A 20,622-nucleotide genomic window follows, 5' to 3' on the forward strand; every position below is an offset into this window, starting at 1 on the left:
ATTTTTCAATTCACTCTTTATAATTGAAATTGATTATCATCATCATTGTAAGGACAATATAAAATATTCTCTCTTTTTTGTAAAGAGCTAAAATTCAGAAAGGTGGTTTCTATGCACTTACACAGCATTCATTCATTTGAGGTAGAAGAACAAACATTATTTTCTTTTTTACAGCAAAACTATCCACCGCTACATGAAATATATAAACAAAATTTATATAAAGGTCGGAACGGTATATTAGAACGACTACTATCTTCTGTCATCCGAGAAAATATAAGCAATCTAATGGATACTGTGGTGACATTTCAAAAGTCAGCTAAGACGTTTGTTTCTATTTCAGCGTACAGTTGTCCAGATTATTTACTAGATTATATACATACACACCAGAAGAACTTTGAAAAATCTTCCATAATACAAGCTTTATATTTTAAGAAACAAGACTGCTACTTACTCGTACCAGTTCAACAAATGTATGCTTTCGATCGTCCAATTGTAAACGGGCCGTACATGCTCATATCACCATCTGAACAAAAAGAAATTACACATCCAAATGAAGTGTTAGCTTTAATTTTCGATGAAGGTTGGAAAGGGCTATCTTCTTATTTTCATATGTTCGAAGAGGATTTAGCTAATAGTGCTGCTAATTTATCGCTTGCCTATACATTTCATGAACAGTCTACTGAGGCATCAACATTAGAAGCAGCTGCGCAAACAGATGATCATTATGCTTTTTTTGAACAGCTTGTTATTGAAGGACACCCTTGTCATCCTGGAGCAAAAATGCGAAAAGGTTTAAACCCTGAAGAAACAATTGCGTATTCAGCAGAGTTTAAAAATACGATTCCACTTCGATTTGTAGCCGTTCATAACAAAGAAGTAAGTACTGCGTTTATGAAATCACAAGATTGGAATCCTATCATCTTTTCTTTCGAGCCTGTACTGAAAGCCGAGGCAGAGATTAGGCTAGATGATAGAATAGATGATTATCTTCTATTACCTATCCATCCTTGGCAAACGATGCATACATTGCAAGAGTTATACAAAACAGAAATTGAACAGAAAAAAATCATTATTTTTGATTATGAGGCGCCTTATGTAGCTGGTATGTCATTTCGTACCATCTTCCCGGCACAGTATGATACAAGAAGACCTCATTATAAGTTAACAACGAATGTTCATTTAACAGGAGAAGTGCGAACCTTATCAGAACAAACGATTCATAACGGTCCACTGATGAGTAATATATTACAAAAAATTATGAAAGAAGATACAAATATCGATGAAAGAAGATTTATTCCGATTATGGAACGTGCTGGCGCACATTTTCTCAGCGCAGAGGACTCTAATATAGATTTGCAAACTTTGAGAAGTGAAAATCTTGCATGTGTCATTCGTGATAATGTGTACTCCTATATTAATAAAGATGAATGGGCTATTGTCGGTTCTGCTCTCGTTGCATCTGCACACGGAGCGAATCAACCAGTTATTGTTGAACTTATCGAACTGTATAAAGCAAAGCATTGTCTACCATTACATGATGCAATCGTTTCATTTATTGAAAAATATGTAGTCAACGCTTTAACTGGATTTATTCCACTTATGGTGAAGTACGGAATTGGCTTAGAGGGCCACTTGCAAAATACAGTACCTGTCTTTAAAAAAGATGGCACACCAGACCGACTTCTTGTTCGTGATTGGGAAGGCATTCGGATTCACCGTGGTCGTTTACAACAGGCAGGGATTGACATTACAAACTTTCATCACAAATCACGCATTTTAGTTGATGATGAAAAGAGTGTACGAAACAAAGTATTTTACTCCGTTATGCAAAATCACTTTGGAGAGTTATTTATTCATGTAAGCCGTTTCTATAAAACAGATGAACAATTGCTTTGGAATATTGTAAAAAGAGTTACACAAAATATTTTTATAGATTTACAGCAAGACCCACACTATACACAAAATGCAGCAGCGGATTATGATGTATTCTTTGCAGAAAAGGTAGACTATAAAGCTTTGACGCTCATGCGAATGATGGGAGAAGCTCATTCTTATTTTTATGTAAAGGTCGATAATCCATTGTATAAAGTGAAACTTTAATCAGTGGGGGTTTCTTTCTCCCACTGACTATTAGCCCTCACCAATCGGGCTTTTACAGACAGTAAGATCCCAACCTAACGTCATTGCTCTCGCTGAACTTTGAGGTGGGGATCTTACTGTCCGTTAATGCGGGATAAATAACAAAAAACCCTTCTTTTCTCATTAGAGTGAAGAAGGATTTTTTGTTACTTAATATACAAGATCTTTTCTTTGGTTCCGTTGCAAAGTTTTTTAAGCTACGATAAACTCTAGAAAAAAAGAACAAGAGGGATAACTATACATTAAGTAGTCTATCCAAATCGTTTCCAATTAGTTCAATTGCATTTTATGCGATTTTACGAGTAATTTTAAAGTTTATTGTAGGAAGCATAAGTTGGCCAGAAAACACTTATTTTTGCAGATAATTATCTAATTATTCAACGGAATTGGAAGCATAAGTTGGCCGTGTGTTAATTATTAACCCATAAGCTGACCGTGAATTTCACAAAACAGCAAATAAAAATACCTATTAGCAGCATAGGATATTCAAAATTACTAGCTTATTCATTAGAATCTTTATATGATACACCCATTAACTCTAACAAAGGTGTCCTTGTATAATAACTTAATAATAGAAGAGCTCGTAACGGTAGTCTTTTTTGTGACCTCCGTAGAATAGCTCTTAAAGAAATGGGATGTATACCTGTTACTGAGCAAAATTCTTTTTGATTCCCTTGAAAAAACTTTCTCATGTTTCCCTCAATAATAGAACACACTAGTTCTATTGTAGGTGGAATAACATTTGGTGCTATTTCCAATAGTTCTCCTATACTTCTATTAATCCATTCATCCCGTTCAATTAAATTATGTTCTTTTTGAAGAAGTTTATATTGTTTCTGTCCTAACCAATTGCCACACTTATAACAATATCCTTGATGATATGTCATGACAGATTGCAATTTTTCACATTTAGGATTAGGACATAAATATTCCAATTTTCTTTTGTGTCTTAAACATACATTTGTACTATTCAAATACCACATTAAAGGCTCATATATTTCTTTGTTAGCTTCACTCCATTCATCAAAACATTCTGGACACCACTTCTTATCAAAAGGAAACATCCTATTATGTATGACTTCTTTCCAAGTTAACATCGTCATATACTTAAAACTTTTTTGTAATGTTAATAATTCTAGTGACTCAGCAAGCATTGTGGCTGTCTTCCCCGCACCGTAAAATGAGGCACTACTCCAAACAGGCACTGGTACAAATTGCTTAGGGTACAAAGACCGCTTACAAGGGTGTAATGCTATAATATGAGCAGCAAGCGTTGTTAGCTCAACATTATGCGCTAACGCTAACCTTCCAAGATAGCTCATTAAGCATTCCACCATAGGCGTTCCAACATTCATAGGCTCTAGGGAATATAAATAACTAGCTGAGCACCGTCTTGATATATACATATCTTTACCCCTCTAGATATTCTTGTTTTCCCACTGGATCTCGCTTCGGCTTACGCCTTCCTACGCCACTTTTTTGAGTTGCATCTTTTTTAGTGATTTTTTCTTTTTCCCTGGCCTTTAACCCTATCTTATATAGTAAATCCAACTTATCTTGTTCATTCTCTTCAAATAAATCCTCACCTTGCTCAATTTCCTCAATTAACATCTTCAAAGCATTAACAGGCATTGCATATGTATAGAGCATTTCTTTAGTTATAGTTTTCTTTCCATTATAGATAGCATCTCCTAAACAACGTGTGAGCCAGTCCTTGAGTATCCCTATACACCCTAAAGTACGTTCATAAATAAAATCTGCATGTTCAAGTAAATTCGGTTCTTCTTCTAAAGGCAACTTTTTCTGTAGCATATGGATTACCGAAAGAAAAGTACGGTAATCCTCCAAATTACTCGCTCTATATCTTGGAAATTGTATACTTATTGTTCTACGACTAAGCTGGGCACTTAGATTAAAAAATTCTTTGAGCTCGTAAGTTCCAATCAATATGTGTGGAACTTTCGTTTTATTAGCTAGCGATTTTATTGTATCTAGCTGATTTTGCAAACTTTTGGCACCGGATACCTTAAGCAAATGCTGTGCTTCATCAACTATACAGGCCACAGGATTTCTAAATCTAAAAGCATTTTCAAGAGATTTTCTCAAGGCATACCAAGGAGATTTACTGTTATAATCCTTCTTCATAATTACATTTCTATTTTCTAAACAAATCTTATGATCTATCAGCGGTTCCTGTAATTCCTCTAAAGTTCGATAATAATAATCTTTCCAGAGTCGAAACCCACAATTTCGGTTCTAACTATAGGTATTCTGCCTTTATCATTTTCTACCTCTTCTCGCATCCCTTGGATGAAGTAATCTTCTAGCACTTGTGCTAGGGTGGTTTTTCCCACCCCGCTTGGCCCAAGTACTAAAACAATAAAAGTTCCCGCTGGATTATGAATGTAAGAAATAAGTTGTTCTTTCACTTGTTTGATGATAGGATGCTCGATTACGATATCCTCAAATTTTTTTAACTTACTTTCTTTATCAGAGAGATCAAAACCATTAAGCTTCCTTTTAAGTTCGTCCATCTAATATCAGCCTTCCTTTTGATAGATCTCAAACTCTTGAAATTCCATGCTTTTTATCAATTCTTTAGTATTAGGTGCAGTAGATATGGTTAACTCCAAATCAACTTCACGTTGATTACCCTTAGATGCTAATGTATTTTTTAGACTCCCCGCCATTAATTTTTCTTTTTCCTCTATCCCATTAATAAATTCAGCAATTTTTTTAGCTGTAACAGTGTAACCCTTTGCATGATTTTGCTTTCTTTTCTTAATCTCTTCCATAGCCAGTTTTAGCTCTCTCTCTGTTTTCCCTTTTAGCACATGGTAATACTCCGATGTACAAGTTATCCACTTTTTATTTACAAAGGCATATGCAATACCTATATCAAAAGGATCGTATTTCACAGGTACACTCTGGTTTTCCAATACCGGACTATTAAATGCGGCATTCCAGTAAGTTATATAATTGACTTTCACACCCGTGCGGGAATTTACTTTAGCGACTCCACTCCTTGTAGATGGCAAAGTCGTGACTATAAAATTTTCGTCATACGTAATGAATTCTAATTTTCTTTCTCCTGTTCTATATATCCCCTCATTAAATGCTTCGTCAGGAGTCTGCCCTTCTAAAGCTGGATGTACATTATCGCTATATACCTCCGATACCCATTTTTCTAATGCTCCATATAGGGCTTCTAAGGTCCATACAGCATGATTCACAGGATTCACTTTTTTAGTGACTTGGCGAACATTTTTTGTAATTTTAGTGTTCCCTTGCAAGTTATGAATAAAATTAGAGTTTGAAGTTCCAAATAATCTCTCAATTACATTACCAAATCTAGATTTGGCTGGTGGCCTTCCTTTTTTATTAATTTCATGCATAGCTGTAAATGTATCAAAGTAAATACTATGGAACTCTTTCCCTCCATCCACTACAATGGATTGTGGTAATCGATGATACTTACGTACACATTCTCTTAGAGTCATCATAACCGACCTGTAGCTGGCCGATTCGAATGAAATGTGATATGACAGAATAGTTCTGGAATAGGCGTCTACTAAGAATGTCAGCCATGGCCTCCCTAATACTTTACCTGTTTTAGAGCATACGAGCTGCACGTCTAGCTGAGTATGATCTATATGAGTTATCTCAAATGGCCTATCTCCGTGTCGTGGAACACTATGATCCAGGTTCCAATAAAATGATTCATGTTTGTATGCCGCCCGATCTCCTTGCCTCTTTTTGACTTGTTCATAGCGATTTCTATTCTGAACTGTTGCACAAAAAGTCTTATAACTAGGTACTAGGAGGTTTTTACTCTCACAGAGATTAACTAATTGTCCGTATACTATAATCTTATTTTTTTGTTTAAGGTTTTCATACTCATTTTCAATTACCTCTTCCATTAAAGATATGGTTTCTGCCGGAAGCCTTTGATCTCTATTCCCCTTCTGCTGGTGCTTTGGGAGTAAACCTATATATCCACTTCCATATAATTGCTGTCCCTCTTTATAATCTTTTATCCACCGCCTAAGAGTCCGTTCAGAAGCTTCGCTACCAGATATTTCCTCTTCATTTAGCTTTCGCTTAACTAAACCCATTCTGTTATTAGCTATTGCTAGATCTTCTGGTCCCGCTTCTAATAAAATGTCCAGATAGGGAGCATACTTTCGACCTCCGCTCTTCTCATCTTCGGGCACTACCTTGCCATTATTAAGTAATTCAACAAAATACAGTTTTGGTAGTTCTAAAAAACCATTTTCATCTGAATAAAGATAAACAGATTTGAACCCCATATTTACAACTATCCATGTAACTCCATCCCACATAACCGTTGAGTTAATATTTACAGTAAGGGCTGTTACTGGATAAGTGTTTTCAGGTTTTGTTGAACGGATACTTTCAAAAGCTGCACTATGCTGTTCACTTAAAAAGACCGGGACATCACTAGACTTAGCAATGATGTATTGCTCTAAATCTATATATAATTCATTTGTAGCTACCAAAGTATATACATCATCAGCATCTGTTGTTTTTAGGGAGACAAGCAATTCTGCTAGCTTCATTCCTAAGTTGGAAGAAAGAATATTTGTTATTTCTCTTTTCTTTTCGTCAGATACTTTATAGTTTTCATTCTTCAAATAAACTTCTAGAAATATAAGGTTCCTGTATAAGTTTACATTTATTTCGGCCGATGTTCTCACACAAAAGTTCAAGCCGATTTGGTTGGCTGCTACTTCAGCTGGTGGACATCGCCAATGTCCCTCCTCATCCTTAAAATACCTAACTGGATCTTTTTGTGATAGTTTGATTAGTTGTTCTTCTGTTTTCCATTCCTCAATCCGCACACCATCTCTTCTTAATACTAAAAAATCCGGAGTATAAAAAAACGATATTCTACGCCCATTCTCACGAGTATAATCTAACTTTAATGTAATAGGCTGGTCATAATATTCAAGTACATCGTCATCATACTCTGCTAAATAAATAGCAGCTAACTCCACGGTGTGACTTTCAAATTGAATCGACATCCCCATCTTTTTACTAGGATATCTTCCAGCTACATTATATTTTGAGCTTCTTACGCTTCGAGATGGAGGCGATGTTCTAATTTTTTGGACAGTTTCAATCGTTTCTTTCGTGAAATCCATCAGTGTACACCAACTTTGAAATTCCTGTTCACTTAACATAAGTTATCCCCTATCCTAAGTAATTTTTATCTCGTATTAATTCTTTAAAATAACCCCTTAGCTTCTTGTCTTTTAACAATCCTGGCCTATTCGCTACTTCTTCAACTCTTCGTCTACTTGGATATACGCCTTGTTGAATAAGATTTTCAACGTATTGATAAATTATTAGACAATTACTAGCGTAAACCTGATCTCTCTTTTCCTTAATAACTTCTATATTTTTTGCAGAAATAATCTTACACAAGTCTGGGAAGTGTTTGTAAAGCGTTCTTTTTGGATATCCTAGCTGTCTAGCTAGTTCGTTCATTGATACAATAGAGTCTGAGCGGTGAGCATATTTTCGAAGTATAGATAAAGCTGTATCATAATCAAATTTTATTTCTCTTTTTTTACTATCTTTCGAATAAGACCTTGCATTGAAGACTATTTGTTTTTTATTTACACTTATATCTTCGATATAAAAACTAACTGGTGACATATTAAATAAGTAACATATTTCCAACACCCTGGACAATGGAGGTAAAGCTTTTCCATTACACCAATCCCACAGGGTTGTCTTTGCTAAATTTAAGTTTCTTGCAAATCCCTGCATGTTTCCCTCTGTATAAATATTAACAAGATGAGTTAGGTTTCTAATAATTTGTTGCTTACTCGCTGAAATTTCGATTTGTTCTTTATGCTTTATAATTTGTTCTGCCATTAAAGTTATTTTATAATCAAAATCGTTTTCGTCTAAATGTTTATTAAGGTTTGTCTCTCTTCCAAGCCAATTGTTACAATAAGGACAATACCCATTTTGGCTTTTCCTGTGTAAAAGCGGAATCTTTTTATGGCATAAAAAACACTCCGTTTCCAGCTTACACTTATGCTTTGAACATGTATTAACCATTTCAAGGCTCCACAACAGAAGATTATAAATGGCATCCCCAGTATTAAGTTGTTCTTCATAGCATACTGAACACCATGAGAGATAATTTTTTAATAAATAACGTAATGGCACTACTTCTCTTATAGATGCTAACGTCAATATACTTAATTGACGTACCTGTGTTAGTTTTTCTAAGACATTTACCGTATCTAGCGCGTTGCTTCCAAAACCATTCATTGTCTTTGCACCGTCATAAAATCTATTTCCACCTCTAGTTGTACTATAGATAAGAAATTCTTTATTTAATATTGGAGCAATAACGTAAGAGATTAATGATGAGGGATAAACTTGATGTACTTCTGATAGCCTAATCAAGTAACTTGTTAAAGATTCAATATACGGCCCCTCTATGCCAATGGGCTTTAAACTATACAACTGACTCCTTTGCGAATAGGTATTTCTCACTTTTAACACCGCACTTTTTTAATATCCTATTATAAATATGGACACTTATCTCTTTATGTAAACTAGTACAGTGATATGATTAGATATATCGAATGAAAAAATAAAGAAGACTATTACAGTTAACTCTCTTAAAGCTGGTTTAAACCTTGAAACTGATTTTTATTTAATAATGTTAATCAATTACATGATGTTGGTTTTAAAGAAAGTTTGATTAAGAAGAGGCTACAAACGTTGATTTTATATATAGAAGAAAGCCACACATTTTGAACAAAGATTGATAAAAATGTGTGGGCTTGATTTTGAAATAAACTTTGGCTTTACAAAAAAGATTGATTAAAACTTTTTTTTTTTAAAATGTTTTTCTACCAATTAACTCCTTCGTCAAATCAAGTAAATTATCATAATGAAGCAATTTTATTCTTGACGTTTGTTCTTCATATCTTCTAATTGAGTATGAAGCATCAGGATTTTGTTCATAATGCTCTCTTCTACCTGCTACTACCACATAGTGCCTGCGAGAATTATCAGAATTAATAAATTCCGAAGGCAAGTTTCCTTTGCGCTTTCTTGCCTCATTAAATTTTGGCTGTAAACTAGGGAACTGTTGTTGTAAAAAGCGTTCCCAATTTTTCACTTGATTAATTCCATTTTGATAGTATTGACTCAGCTCTGTTCCATTTTGTTTAAACGGATTATCAGACGGACTTTCTAATTCTATAAATACAAATTGATATCCACCAGAACCTTTTCCTACTAATAAATAATCCGTTCGATATGTTGTATTTAATTGAAATTCTTTAAACAAATAAGCTTCATGATGACCAAAATTGTAGTAACTAAATAATGAAGCAATAATAAAGTAATGCTCATTTCTATTAATAAAATTTAATGTTTCTTGCTCAGTTGGATTTTTATCTAATAAATCTTTAAATTCATTGTGCATAAATTTAATTTTGTCATGGCTTTGTAGTTCTACCATGTCCAAATAATTATTCGGGAATAAATGTATATTATGTCTAGCTGCCTTAGGGTACTCATGAAATTTATTAACACTAATCTCACTGAGTATTCCTGAAGTTAATGGATAAATTTTTTCTGACTCTTTTACTTTTTCATACTCTAGTTGATCACTCTCACTTAAAAAGCAATAATCTTGTCCTTTATAAAGTTTCATAACATCCCCCTTTTACATAATTACTTCATTGACTTTCTTTAAATAAAAGTCAACTCATTTGGAACAAAACAATCAAAATGAGTCCTTTTTTCATTCACATGAGGGTATCTAAATAAACATTTGTTGCATAAATCCTTTTTTCTGTTCTTGTAAAGAATCTAATTTTTGTTCCTCTATTTGAATCTTTTCATCTAACTTAGATAAAAAGTCAACAATTTTTCGTTGCTCAGCATATGAAGGTAAATCAAATTTCAATGTAGAAAAATCTTTGTAGCTAATAGATTTTCCATCTCTAATTCCATAAGTAGCTGTTTTTAATTGATTAATAAATGTTTCTGTTTTAAAGAGATATTTAAAATAGTTGTTACAAACATCATCATTTTTTTTACGGAAAATTGTATAGGCCGGGCTTACTAAGCCTTTTAGATGCGATAATTCAATCCCACCTTGGAACGATCTTAAACTTATAACGAAGTCATCTATATCAACAACCTTATACGAGTTTAAATTAGTAGTAGAATATTGCATATCCTTGTTTAATAAATCCCTTAAGACCATTCCTTGATCTTGAGTAGCTGATAATACGGGTAATTTCTCTTCTGGATTCTTATTTGAAATAGCTTCAAATAATTCAGCTGCTTTAACCTTTGTTCTCCATTTAGGATACTCCCCGCCATTATCATCCTTAAACCGAACCTCTTGCTTAAAAAGCTTCTGCATATAACCCTTTTTCTGTTCTTTCAGCAAGTTGATGTTTTCTTGTTTGAGTTGGATCTTTTTATTTAGTTCACGAAAAAAATCAGCAATTTTATTTTGTTCTTCTAATGTAGGCATAAATATTTTATATTCTAGCAATTCTGCAACAGTAATATTTGACTGATTTGCGTTACCTCTTTGAATACTATCAATATGATTCATATATCTTTTTTGCTTCGTATTTTGATATACAAAATAACTATTTATTTTATTCTTTGTAGTTAGTTTGATTAGGTTTTGGTTGAGAAATTCTTTCTTCAAATCATTATAGTATATCGTTCTTCCTACAGCAGAATTTATTAACTCCGGTTTCGAACCGACTGTTGTCACGATAATCTCCTCCGGTTGTAACTGATATTTTTTAAATTCCTCTGCTCGTGATTTGTCGATATAAATTTTATCATTTGTTTCATTTATACTTTCTTTTAATAGATCTGATACCCTGATAATTCTATATCCATCACATTTATAATTCGATGATTTAAAAGCAAATCCCTTGATATAGGTAACTAAGTTAGATAATTCTTCATATTTCCACTCATCTTCAAATCCTTTAAACCTCAACTTTGGTACATTCACCTTCTACACCCCCAATTCTTTGAAATATTGTTCCAACTCTTGATCAACCTTTGCAATTTCTTCATCAATTTCTTTTAATCGTTTTGCGACAACATCTAAATCAACCGCTTCTTCTTCTTCAAATGTATCGACATAGCGAGGAATGTTTAAGTTATAATCGTTTTCCTTGACTTCTTCTAGTGCTGCTGCGTATGAATATTTATCAATTGTTTCACGACTTAAATATGTTGAAACAATTTTTTCAACGTTTTCATCTGTTAACCTGTTTTGATTTTTTCCTTTTTCAAACTCATTGGACGCATCAATAAATACAACATTATCATCATGCTTACGACATTTTTTGAATACTAAAATACACGTTGGAATACTTGTACCATAGAAAATGTTTGCTGGGAGGCCAATTACTGCATCTAAATAATTCTTTTCTTCAATTAAATATTTACGAATCGCACCTTCTGCTGCACCGCGGAATAGCACACCATGTGGAAGAACAACCGCAAATGTCCCATTATCATCTAATTGATGAATAAAGTGTTGAACGAATGCAAAGTCCGCTTTTGATTTTGGTGCAAGTTTGCTATACGCACTGAAACGTTCGTCATCTTTAAATTTATCATCGGCACTCCATTTTGCACTGTATGGAGGATTGGCAACAATTGCTTCAAAGCGTTCATCTATATGTTGTGGTTCTTCTAATGTATCAGCATTTTTAATATCGAAACGTTGATATGGAATATCGTGCAGTAACATGTTCATTCGTGCTAAATTGTATGTTGTTGATACTTTTTCTTGACCATAATATTTATATACTTTGGCTTCTTTACCTACACGTAATAATAATGATCCTGAACCGCATGTACCGTCATAGACACTGCGAATTTCTGATTTCCCAACGGTCACGATTTTCGCTAAAATTTTTGATACTTGTTGTGGTGTATAGAATTCCCCGGCTTTTTTACCTGCGTTTGCAGCAAATTGTGAGATCATGTATTCATACGCATCACCGAGTACATCAATTTCAACATCATCTTGTAAAAATGGAATTTCAGCAATGTTCATGATAACTTTTGCAATTAATTTTGAACGTGCTTCAACTGTGCGTCCAAGTTTTGAGGATGTTAGATCCATATCATCGAATAAGTTTTGGAAATCTTCTTGGCTATCTGTTCCTAGTGTTGAGGCTTCAATTGCTTTGACACCATTTTGCAGTAACTCAATGTCAAAGTTCCCTTTTGCACCTTTTTCAATCTCAACGACTAAATTTGAGAATAAATATTGCGGTTCAATCACATAGCCTAGTTCACCTACAAGATATTCCGCCAAATCTTCTTTGTATTCTTCATTTTCCCATGCTTCTGCAAATGAAATGTTATCTTCTTCTAATAATTTCTCTGCACGATGCCCTACTTTTTCTGACAAATAGCGATAGAAAATTAATCCTAAAATATAATCTTTAAATTCATACGCATCCATTTGTCCTCGTAAATCATTTGCCATCGCCCATAGCTTTCTATGTAGCTCAGCTTGTTGTTGACGTTGTTTTTCACTTGTTGTCATTTCTTTTCCTCCTGTGTACTTCTATCTGTAATATTCACCAATCGTTGATGCATGACTTGTTGTTCTAACTGCATTTTTTCTTTTAACAATTGTTCTTTTTTCTTTTTTAAGATTGTAATCTTCCCCATTTGCTTTTGCTCTCTATAGGGCGGTAGTAATACTTCAATATCTTTTATATGTGAGAGCTTCAATGACGAGATGACACTACCTTCTGAAAAAAGTGCAATTTGCTTTTGAATAGTCGGATGTTCATTCAAGTACCATTCCATAAAATATAAGTCGACCGGTTCAGTAAACACAATTTTCACAAAGTTGTTCGTTAATAGCAACCCACCATATTTTTCTGGTAAAAATGCAACTTTCTGCGATAACGTATGCATAACTAAGCTGTTTGAATCTGTGAACAACTCTTTTAACAGCTTCCCCCTACGAACATAGACTTCTGTATTTTTGTCTTGCGACATACGATAGCTTAACCCTAATGTTTCATTAAATTCTTTCAGAGTAAGCAAATGTACCGTCTCACTGTCCTCATTTAGTTTAGATGTTTGAATGCGATTAATGAATGTTCCTTGAATGACATTTGCACAATCTCCTAATTTCAACGACTCCCCTCCTATTCATTATTTTTTCTACGACTTAAATATAAATGATATTTTTAAAAATATCAATATGAAACATAATTTTTTATGATATTTTTAAAAATATCATAAAAAAGAGAGGGGATACCCCTCTCTTTTATGAACTATAACTATATTTTTCTGTATGCTCTTGAATAAATGACGAAACTGCTTTGATAGACTTCTTTCGTTTTAAAAATGATCCTGGCAATTCATCCATAATTATGCTTTGCTCAATTAAGTTGGAGTACTCATATGTAGCCAATTGTTCCTTTAATACTTCATCATCTAAACCAATTTCTTTTGCAAAGTCATTAATCTCTTTTTCACTCATTTCTGCTTCATAATGTGCATATGCATCTAAAACCGATTCTTCTGGACTTAAATACGGAGCAACTTTATCTAAAAACCCTTTAATGAGTTCCACTTTTAGACGTAATTTCGGATCTGATGCATGATCTAGTTCTTGCTTAATTAAACGAATTTCATTGCTTCTTTCTTTTTCATCATCCATTGTTAAGTTTGCGATTAAATTCATAATATAACTTACATTAATGCGATCCGTATGCATTAGCTCTAACTCAAAATCAATATCTTGTAAAATCGATTCTTTTTCGACTTCACGTTTTGTTTTATCCACAATTTTAAAATATTTACTTTTGAAATCCTCATATGTTTGCTCTGAAATTTGTAACTCATCTTCATCGAATTCAAAATCAGAGAATGATTGTAGACGTTGCAGTAGCTTCGTCACATTTTTAAAGGCAATAATAAATTCTCGTTGATCTTCTTCTTTTTCAAGTTTGTCCACACCTTCTGGTGTCGCAACTACGCTTAATAATTTATTACGTGCATCAAGGAAAGCGGCTAAATATTCGTCATAACTTTTCATTAAAACATCATCTACAGAGTCTGTTTTAGAGAATAACTTAATCGTTTCATCTGTCGCATCTTTTAAGTTGCGATAACAAACAATATTGCCGTATGGTTTTGTTGCTTTTTCTACACGATTTGTACGACTGTAGGCTTGAAGTAAATTATGATATTGTAGATTTTTATCGATATACAATGTATTGAGTGGCTTACTATCAAAACCTGTTAAGAACATGTTTACGACAATCAAAATGTCAATTTGTGCATTTTTTATTTTTTTCGATACATCTGAGAAATAGCGGTCCCATGTATCTGTTGAATAATCTGTTCCATACATTTCATTATAATCATCAATCATACGATCTAATGCTTCACGTGAGTGCTCTTCTGTACCATCACTTTCTTCATTTGCACCAAATGAATATATGGCTGCTATTTTTAGATTATGATTTTTCTGTTTGAAAATATCATAATACTTAATGAGCGTAGAGATAGAATCTACTGCAAATAAACCACAATAGCCCTTACTTTTCGAACGGCGCACATGATTATCTAAAATATGGTCTGCTATCATTTCTAAACGTGCTGGATGATGCCATACTTCATCTGTATCAATTCCTTGTACTTTTGTTTGGTCTTCTTCATTAATATTGGCATTAAATGTGCGAATATATTCCACAGAAAAACCTAGTACATTAACATCACGGATTGCATCTTTAATTAAATAGTAATGCAAGCATTTTTCAAATAAATCAGCTGTAGTACGACCATCTTGGCTTTTGTTTTCCTCAAAACGCGGTGTACCTGTAAACCCAAAGTATTGTGCATTTTGGAAATGATGGTCAATTTCCTTTCGCATATCACCAAATTGACTTCGATGACATTCATCAATAATGAACACAACATGTTCCTGTTTATAGGGTTCCATCACATCTGCATAGCGTGGATTTTTAATCGCATTGTTCATTTTCTGAATTGTTGTCACAATGAAGTTTTTCATTGGGTTTTTAATTTGTTCAATCAGCTTATCTGTTTTATCTGTACGGTCAACAGAACCTTTTTCAAATTTATTAAACTCTGAAATCGTTTGGCTATCTAAATCTTGACGATCTACTAAGAAGAACACTTTTTTTATACTTTCTTCATTTGCCAAGATCTGACCCGCTTTAAAAGAAGTTAATGTTTTTCCTGAACCTGTTGTATGCCAAATAAATCCGTTATTGTTTGTTTCCGTTGCACGTTTCGCAAGTTCCTCAACCGCATATACTTGATAAGGGCGCATAACCATTAATGCTTTATCTGTATCATTAATAACCATATAACGACTAATCATTTTTGCTAAATGACAAGGCTGTAAGAATGCTTTTGCGAAGTCCTGCAAATTCGTAATAATATTGTTCTTTTCATCTGACCAGAAAAATGTAAATCCAAACTGAATTGCATGATCTGAATTTGAAAAATATTTCGTATCAACACCATTACTTACGACAAAAATTTGTAAGAAATGGTATAACCCTTGGAATGAGTGTCTACGATAGCGCTGAATTTGATTAAATGCTTCTTTAAAATCTAGTCCTCTACGCTTAAGTTCAATTTGAACGAGTGGTAACCCATTGATTAAAATCTTCACATCATAGCGATTCTCATATTTTCCTACAACCGTTGTCTGCGTTGTCACTTGGAACAAGTTTTTACACCAATCTTTTGTATTTAAGAGCTCCACATACAACTCTGATCCGTCTTCACGCTCAATTAATAATTTATCACGTAAAATTTTTGCAGAATCGTAAATACTTTTGCCTTCGATTGCTGTTAAAACTCTTCTAAATTCTTTATTTGTAAGGGATTGCCCCGCTAATTTATGTTTATTAAACTCATTTAATTGGCTTCTAAAGTTTGCTAGTAGTGCATCATAGTCAGGAATCTTTACCGCTGTATAACCTTGATTTACTAATTGACTATGTAGATTTTTCTCCAACTGTGCTTCTGATTGGTATGCCATTTAAACTCCTCCATAATCCACATATCTACTTTTATATATTCAAAATACTTTTACCTATCTATTAATCATACCATCAAAAAGAACTTCTGTATTAATATTCCATAAAGTAGATTTCTAAATTTTTCTATGGAGGACTATATAATTTGTCAAACTAGCTTTTCAAATAATAATTGAGCTTTATGTCTAATACTTTTCTTACTATGTTTAGCCTTTTTCACAACAATTCCTTGACCCAAACACCGCTTTTATCCACTAAACCCGACAACATGCCCTGAATAACAGAAGATCATTCTACACTGATAGTTGAGGACAATATCAACATGGATAAAGAACGACTTTCTCGCTCGATCTCCAAAACTTTGTACTGTCTTCCATTAAATAATCCTATACTCACTACTATATACTTATGGATTGTCATTTCATCATCTAAGTAACTAAATTTCCTCTTTTCACTCCTTGTTGGTAATACACCCGTAGTTACGTTAATTGCTTTAACTTTTGGATAACCATCTTTATAAAGAGTTAAAATCGCTAATTTTTCAGCTTTAGAATATTTTATTCGAGACATAAAAACTCCCCTTAGACAAACAGATTTTAATTTTTAATCTGTCTACCTAATGAGGAGCATATCAAGATTGATCAAAATGGATTCTTCTTCAGCCGATTTAAGTTTGCCATAAGAGGAAGCATAAGTTGGCCATAAACTAAAAGAAGCATAAGTTGGCCAAAACGGCCATCTTATGCTTCTTGTTATAACAAAATAAAAAAACCACCAAATATGTATTGGTGGAGACGGTGGGAGTCGAACCCACGTCCAAAGATATTGGCACTTAAGCTTCTACGAGTCTAGTCGATATATTGGCATTTCGCAAACTCTTCGGCCTATCGACAGGCTTCCAAGTTGCTAGTCTGATTGTTCTCTTCCTTCGTCCTCAGACAGCGAACTCCGGCGTAGTCCACTTAGTTTGAGTCCCTTACCCTACCACATGGACGATGGAGGGAGGAACCGCTAAGCTGTATTAAGCAGCTAAAGCGAAGTTGTTTTGTTGTTTGCCAGTTATTGGCTTTGACGTTTTAACGAGGCCGATCCCCTCGACTCGCAACTTAAGCTCAAACTACCCCTGTCGAATCCGTAACGTCCCCATATAAGAATGGAGCATACGAAGTATATTCGTGATAGCTACTTAATGAGCTGTTTTTCAATGTTCACTGGCCTTACATGAATTATTATATCATACGTTCAACATTTTACAAATGTAAATTTTTGTATTACATCTTTTGACGATCACGGAATGCACGTGCGATTTCGCGTTTCGCTTCCTTCTCTTTTAAATCATGACGCTTATCATATTGTTTCTTCCCTCGTGCTACACCAAGTGCCATTTTCGCAAAGCCATTTTTTAAATAGATTTTAACTGGAACAAGCGTATAACCTGTTTCTTTTGAATAGCCAATTAGCTTGTCGATTTCTTTCTTATGAAGAAGTAATTTCCTTGTACGAAGCGGCTCGTGATTGAAACGATTCCCTTGCTCATATGGACTAATATGCATATTATACACCCAAACTTCACCATTATGTATACGTGCGAAAGCATCTTTTAAGTTTACGCGTCCGGCGCGAATAGACTTAATTTCCGTTCCTTGAAGGACAAGCCCTGCTTCGTATGTTTCGTCGATGAAATAATCATGAAATACTTTTTTATTTTGTGCAATAACCTTACCACTACCTTTTGGCATTTTATGTCCCTCCTCTATTTGTACCATTTTAACAAAAATTACGAAAAAGTGGAAGTGCTCGCTCAGAATGTTCGGCTCTGATCGGCTAAGGTTCTTTCGCATAGAGGATGCTTTTTATCTTCTTTTGCAGAAGGTTCTTAAACACGAAGAGCTTGCCGCCTTAACTAGATACCACCAGAAAAGAAGTGGCTTCGCTCAGTATATAAGCAAAGCCCTCCTTCTTACTTACGCTTTTTCTTTTTCTTCTTAAATCCTGGGACATTTTCAAAGAATGGCTTTTTCTTTTTACCGTTACCATCTTTTTTCCCTGGACGACCAGAGGATTCTTTCCCTTGACCACCACGTTCGTATTTTCTTCCACTACCACGTTCATTGTCACGTGCACCGCCGCGCTCATTATTACGTTCGCCGCGACCACTGCGTCTCTTTCTACCACCTTTTGGCTGTTCAATCACAACTGGACGATCTTTGAATTTACGTCTTGGGCTACCTTTCATACCGACGATTTCAAAATCAATTGCGCGTTCATCTTTGTTTACATTAATAACGCGAATTGTAATTTCATCACCGATGCGGAAGACGTTACCTGTACGTTCACCGATCATCGCAAAGTGCTGTTCGTCATAGCGATAGTAATCATCCGTTAAATAGCTAACGTGAACAAGACCTTCAATTGTATTCGGAAGCTCTACGAATAAACCGAAGTTTGTTACAGAACTAATCATACCGTCGTACTCTTCACCGATCTTATCAAGCATATATTCTGCTTTTTTCAGTTCGTCTGTTTCGCGTTCTGCCTCAACAGCGCGGCGTTCCATGTTAGAAGAATGCTCTGCAATCTCTGGTAACTTTTCACGCCATTTTGCTTGTGTTTCGTTATCAATTTTATCGTTAATAATATATTCACGAATTAATCGGTGAACAATCGTATCTGGATAACGACGAATTGGTGATGTGAAATGTGTATAGAATTCTGTTGATAAACCGAAGTGACCTAAGCTATCTGCATCGTAACGAGCTTGTTTCATCGAACGAAGCATAACTGTTGAAATCACGACTTCCTCAGGCTGCCCTTGTACCATTTCAAGAATTTGTTGCAGCGCGCGAGGATGTATTTCATTCGCACGTCCTTTTACCGCATAGCCAAAGTTTGTTACAAATTCGAAGAAACGCTCTAATTTATCTTCTTTCGGATCTTCATGGACACGGTACATAAACGGTACGTTCATCCAATGGAAATGCTCTGCTACCGTTTCATTGGCAACAAGCATGAATTCTTCAATTAGCTTTTCTGATACCGAACGATCACGCATTACAACATCTGTCGGTTTACCTTCTTCATCTACTAGTACTTTTGCTTCTTTAAAGTCAAAGTCAATCGCACCACGTCTCATACGTTTTTCACGTAAGATTTGCGCTAACTGACCCATCTCTTTAAACATCGGTACTAATGGCTCATAACGTTTAATTAACTCTTCGTCTTCATCTTCTAAAATACTTCTTACATCAGCGTATGTCATACGCTCTGTCGTTTTAATGACACTTTGGAAAATCTCATGGCTCACAACATCACCAAGATTGTTAATTTCCATTTCACAAGATAGTGTAAGGCGATCCACTTTCGGATTCAAGGAACAGATTCCGTTTGATAAACGATGTGGAATCATCGGAATTACACGGTCAACAAGATACACACTCGTTGCTCTCTCTGCTGCTTCAACATCAATTGGAGATCCTTCATAGACATAATGACTTACATCCGCAATATGAACACCAAGTTTATAATTACCATTCTCAAGCCTTGTTACTGTTACCGCATCATCTAAGTCTTTTGCATCTGCACCATCAATTGTCACAATCATTTGATCACGAAGATCTCGGCGGTCTTTTAAATCTTCTTCTGAAATCGTTTCTGGTACACTGTTCGCGTGTTCCATTACATCTTCCGGGAATGCTAATGGCAAATGATGTTTATGAATAACAGATAAGATATCTACCCCTGGGTCATTTTTATGACCTAGAATTTGAATAACTTCCCCCTCCGCACTTAAACGATCTTGCGGATAGCTTGTAATTTTCACAACAACTTTATGCCCTTCTACCGCACCCATAGATGCACTTTTCGGAATAAAAATGTCACTTGTCCAACGTTTATTATCAGGAAGTACAAATCCAAAATTTTTTGATTCTGTATATGTACCAACTAGTTCCTTCGTACCACGTTCTACAATACGAATGATCGTACCTTCTTGGCGTGATCCGCTAGATTGTGAATTAATACGAGCTAACACTGTATCGCCATGAAGTGCACCATTTAATTCTGTGGGCGGGATAAAAATATCATCGTCGCCTGTCTTCTTCTCTTCCGGCACGACAAATGCAAAACCACGTGCATGTCCAATTAACTTACCGCGCACTAAATTCATCTTTTCTGGAAGGCCATAGCGATTGCTACGTGTACGAACAACAAGTCCTTTCTCTTCCATCATAACAAGTGCCTTTACAAAATCTTTAAAGCCAGCGGAATCTACAATTCCAAAAGCAGCTTCTAATTCTTGTATCGTTAGCGGCTTATACGCTTCTTCTTTCATAAATAACAATAATTTATCAATATGTTCTTGAATAATGTCTTCCAAGCACAAATACCT

14 protein-coding genes and 1 other RNA gene are annotated in these 20,622 nt (G+C 34.7%); 1 reads left to right on the forward strand and 14 read right to left on the reverse strand.

Features of this window, described 5'->3' with window-relative positions; genetic code table 11:
* Positions 1–111 precede the first annotated feature (111 nt).
* Positions 112–2,100: an IucA/IucC family protein gene (locus JDS96_RS05525; protein WP_199666328.1), complete on the forward strand. Its 1,989-nt coding sequence runs from the start codon at positions 112–114 to the stop codon at positions 2,098–2,100.
* A gap of 539 nt (positions 2,101–2,639) precedes the next feature.
* Here the strand turns inward: JDS96_RS05525 and JDS96_RS05530 are convergent.
* The 14 genes from JDS96_RS05530 to rnr form a co-directional block, all read right to left on the reverse strand.
* Positions 2,640–3,545, reverse strand: a complete 906-nt coding sequence (locus tag JDS96_RS05530; protein ID WP_199666329.1) for a TniQ family protein — start codon at positions 3,543–3,545, stop codon at positions 2,640–2,642.
* Positions 3,546–3,549: 4 nt separating this feature from the next.
* Positions 3,550–4,326: a TniB family NTP-binding protein gene (locus tag JDS96_RS05535; protein WP_242479860.1), complete on the reverse strand. Its 777-nt coding sequence runs from the start codon at positions 4,324–4,326 to the stop codon at positions 3,550–3,552.
* 17 nt (positions 4,327–4,343) lie between these two features.
* Positions 4,344–4,673, reverse strand: coding sequence for a nucleoside/nucleotide kinase family protein (locus JDS96_RS31910; RefSeq protein WP_242479856.1), 330 nt, complete (start codon positions 4,671–4,673; stop codon positions 4,344–4,346).
* A gap of 6 nt (positions 4,674–4,679) precedes the next feature.
* Positions 4,680–7,304 (reverse strand): TnsA endonuclease N-terminal domain-containing protein, encoded by a 2,625-nt coding sequence (locus tag JDS96_RS05540; RefSeq protein ID WP_242479857.1) that lies wholly within the window; start codon positions 7,302–7,304, stop codon positions 4,680–4,682.
* Between the two features lie 49 nt (positions 7,305–7,353).
* Entirely contained in the window at positions 7,354–8,646 is a 1,293-nt protein-coding gene (locus tag JDS96_RS05545) for a TniQ family protein (RefSeq protein WP_199666331.1), read from the reverse strand.
* A gap of 379 nt (positions 8,647–9,025) precedes the next feature.
* Complete coding sequence (locus JDS96_RS05550) at positions 9,026–9,850, reverse strand: Shedu anti-phage system protein SduA domain-containing protein (RefSeq protein WP_199666332.1); 825 nt, start codon at positions 9,848–9,850, stop codon at positions 9,026–9,028.
* Positions 9,851–9,958: 108 nt separating this feature from the next.
* The gene (locus JDS96_RS05555; RefSeq protein ID WP_199666333.1) at positions 9,959–11,185 is read right to left on the reverse strand and encodes a restriction endonuclease subunit S; all 1,227 of its coding nucleotides are present in this window, start codon (positions 11,183–11,185) and stop codon (positions 9,959–9,961) included.
* 3 nt (positions 11,186–11,188) lie between these two features.
* Positions 11,189–12,742: a type I restriction-modification system subunit M gene (locus JDS96_RS05560; RefSeq protein WP_199666334.1), complete on the reverse strand. Its 1,554-nt coding sequence runs from the start codon at positions 12,740–12,742 to the stop codon at positions 11,189–11,191.
* The gene (locus JDS96_RS05565) at positions 12,739–13,347 is read right to left on the reverse strand and encodes a restriction endonuclease subunit S (RefSeq protein ID WP_199666335.1); all 609 of its coding nucleotides are present in this window, start codon (positions 13,345–13,347) and stop codon (positions 12,739–12,741) included. Before JDS96_RS05565 ends, JDS96_RS05560 begins: the two co-directional genes overlap by 4 nt.
* A 133-nt stretch (positions 13,348–13,480) precedes the next feature.
* A complete protein-coding gene (locus tag JDS96_RS05570) occupies positions 13,481–16,237 on the reverse strand; it encodes a type I restriction endonuclease subunit R (protein ID WP_199666336.1) in 2,757 nt (918 codons plus the stop codon).
* A gap of 286 nt (positions 16,238–16,523) precedes the next feature.
* Positions 16,524–16,805 carry a hypothetical protein gene (locus JDS96_RS31915; protein ID WP_242479858.1) on the reverse strand — a complete coding sequence of 94 codons (282 nt, stop codon included), beginning with the start codon at positions 16,803–16,805 and terminating at the stop codon, positions 16,524–16,526.
* A 216-nt stretch (positions 16,806–17,021) separates the two neighbouring features.
* Positions 17,022–17,380: a transfer-messenger RNA gene (gene ssrA / locus JDS96_RS05580) on the reverse strand.
* A 126-nt stretch (positions 17,381–17,506) separates the two neighbouring features.
* The gene (gene smpB / locus JDS96_RS05585; protein WP_001123909.1) at positions 17,507–17,974 is read right to left on the reverse strand and encodes an SsrA-binding protein SmpB; all 468 of its coding nucleotides are present in this window, start codon (positions 17,972–17,974) and stop codon (positions 17,507–17,509) included.
* Positions 17,975–18,195: 221 nt separating this feature from the next.
* On the reverse strand, positions 18,196–20,610 hold the full coding sequence (rnr, locus tag JDS96_RS05590; RefSeq protein WP_199666337.1) for a ribonuclease R: 2,415 nt from the start codon (positions 20,608–20,610) through the stop codon (positions 18,196–18,198).
* Between the last annotated feature and the right edge of the window lie 12 nt (positions 20,611–20,622).

The organism is Bacillus cereus group sp. N21 (genome assembly GCF_016483395.1).
GTDB lineage: Bacteria > Bacillota > Bacilli > Bacillales > Bacillaceae_G > Bacillus_A > Bacillus_A pseudomycoides.

What these genes read in the sequence shown, in the direction of transcription:
- JDS96_RS05525 (WP_199666328.1), top strand. Translation starts at nt 112, where the DNA reads ATGCACTTACACAGCATTCATTCATTTGAGGTAGAAGAACAAACATTA.
- JDS96_RS05530 (WP_199666329.1), bottom strand. Translation starts at nt 3,545, where the DNA reads ATGTATATATCAAGACGGTGCTCAGCTAGTTATTTATATTCCCTAGAG.
- JDS96_RS31910 (WP_242479856.1), bottom strand. Translation starts at nt 4,673, where the DNA reads ATGGACGAACTTAAAAGGAAGCTTAATGGTTTTGATCTCTCTGATAAA.
- JDS96_RS05540 (WP_242479857.1), bottom strand. Translation starts at nt 7,304, where the DNA reads ATGGATTTCACGAAAGAAACGATTGAAACTGTCCAAAAAATTAGAACA.
- JDS96_RS05550 (WP_199666332.1), bottom strand. Translation starts at nt 9,850, where the DNA reads ATGAAACTTTATAAAGGACAAGATTATTGCTTTTTAAGTGAGAGTGAT.
- JDS96_RS05560 (WP_199666334.1), bottom strand. Translation starts at nt 12,742, where the DNA reads ATGACAACAAGTGAAAAACAACGTCAACAACAAGCTGAGCTACATAGA.
- JDS96_RS05570 (WP_199666336.1), bottom strand. Translation starts at nt 16,237, where the DNA reads ATGGCATACCAATCAGAAGCACAGTTGGAGAAAAATCTACATAGTCAA.
- JDS96_RS31915 (WP_242479858.1), bottom strand. Translation starts at nt 16,805, where the DNA reads ATGTCTCGAATAAAATATTCTAAAGCTGAAAAATTAGCGATTTTAACT.
- smpB (WP_001123909.1), bottom strand. Translation starts at nt 17,974, where the DNA reads ATGCCAAAAGGTAGTGGTAAGGTTATTGCACAAAATAAAAAAGTATTT.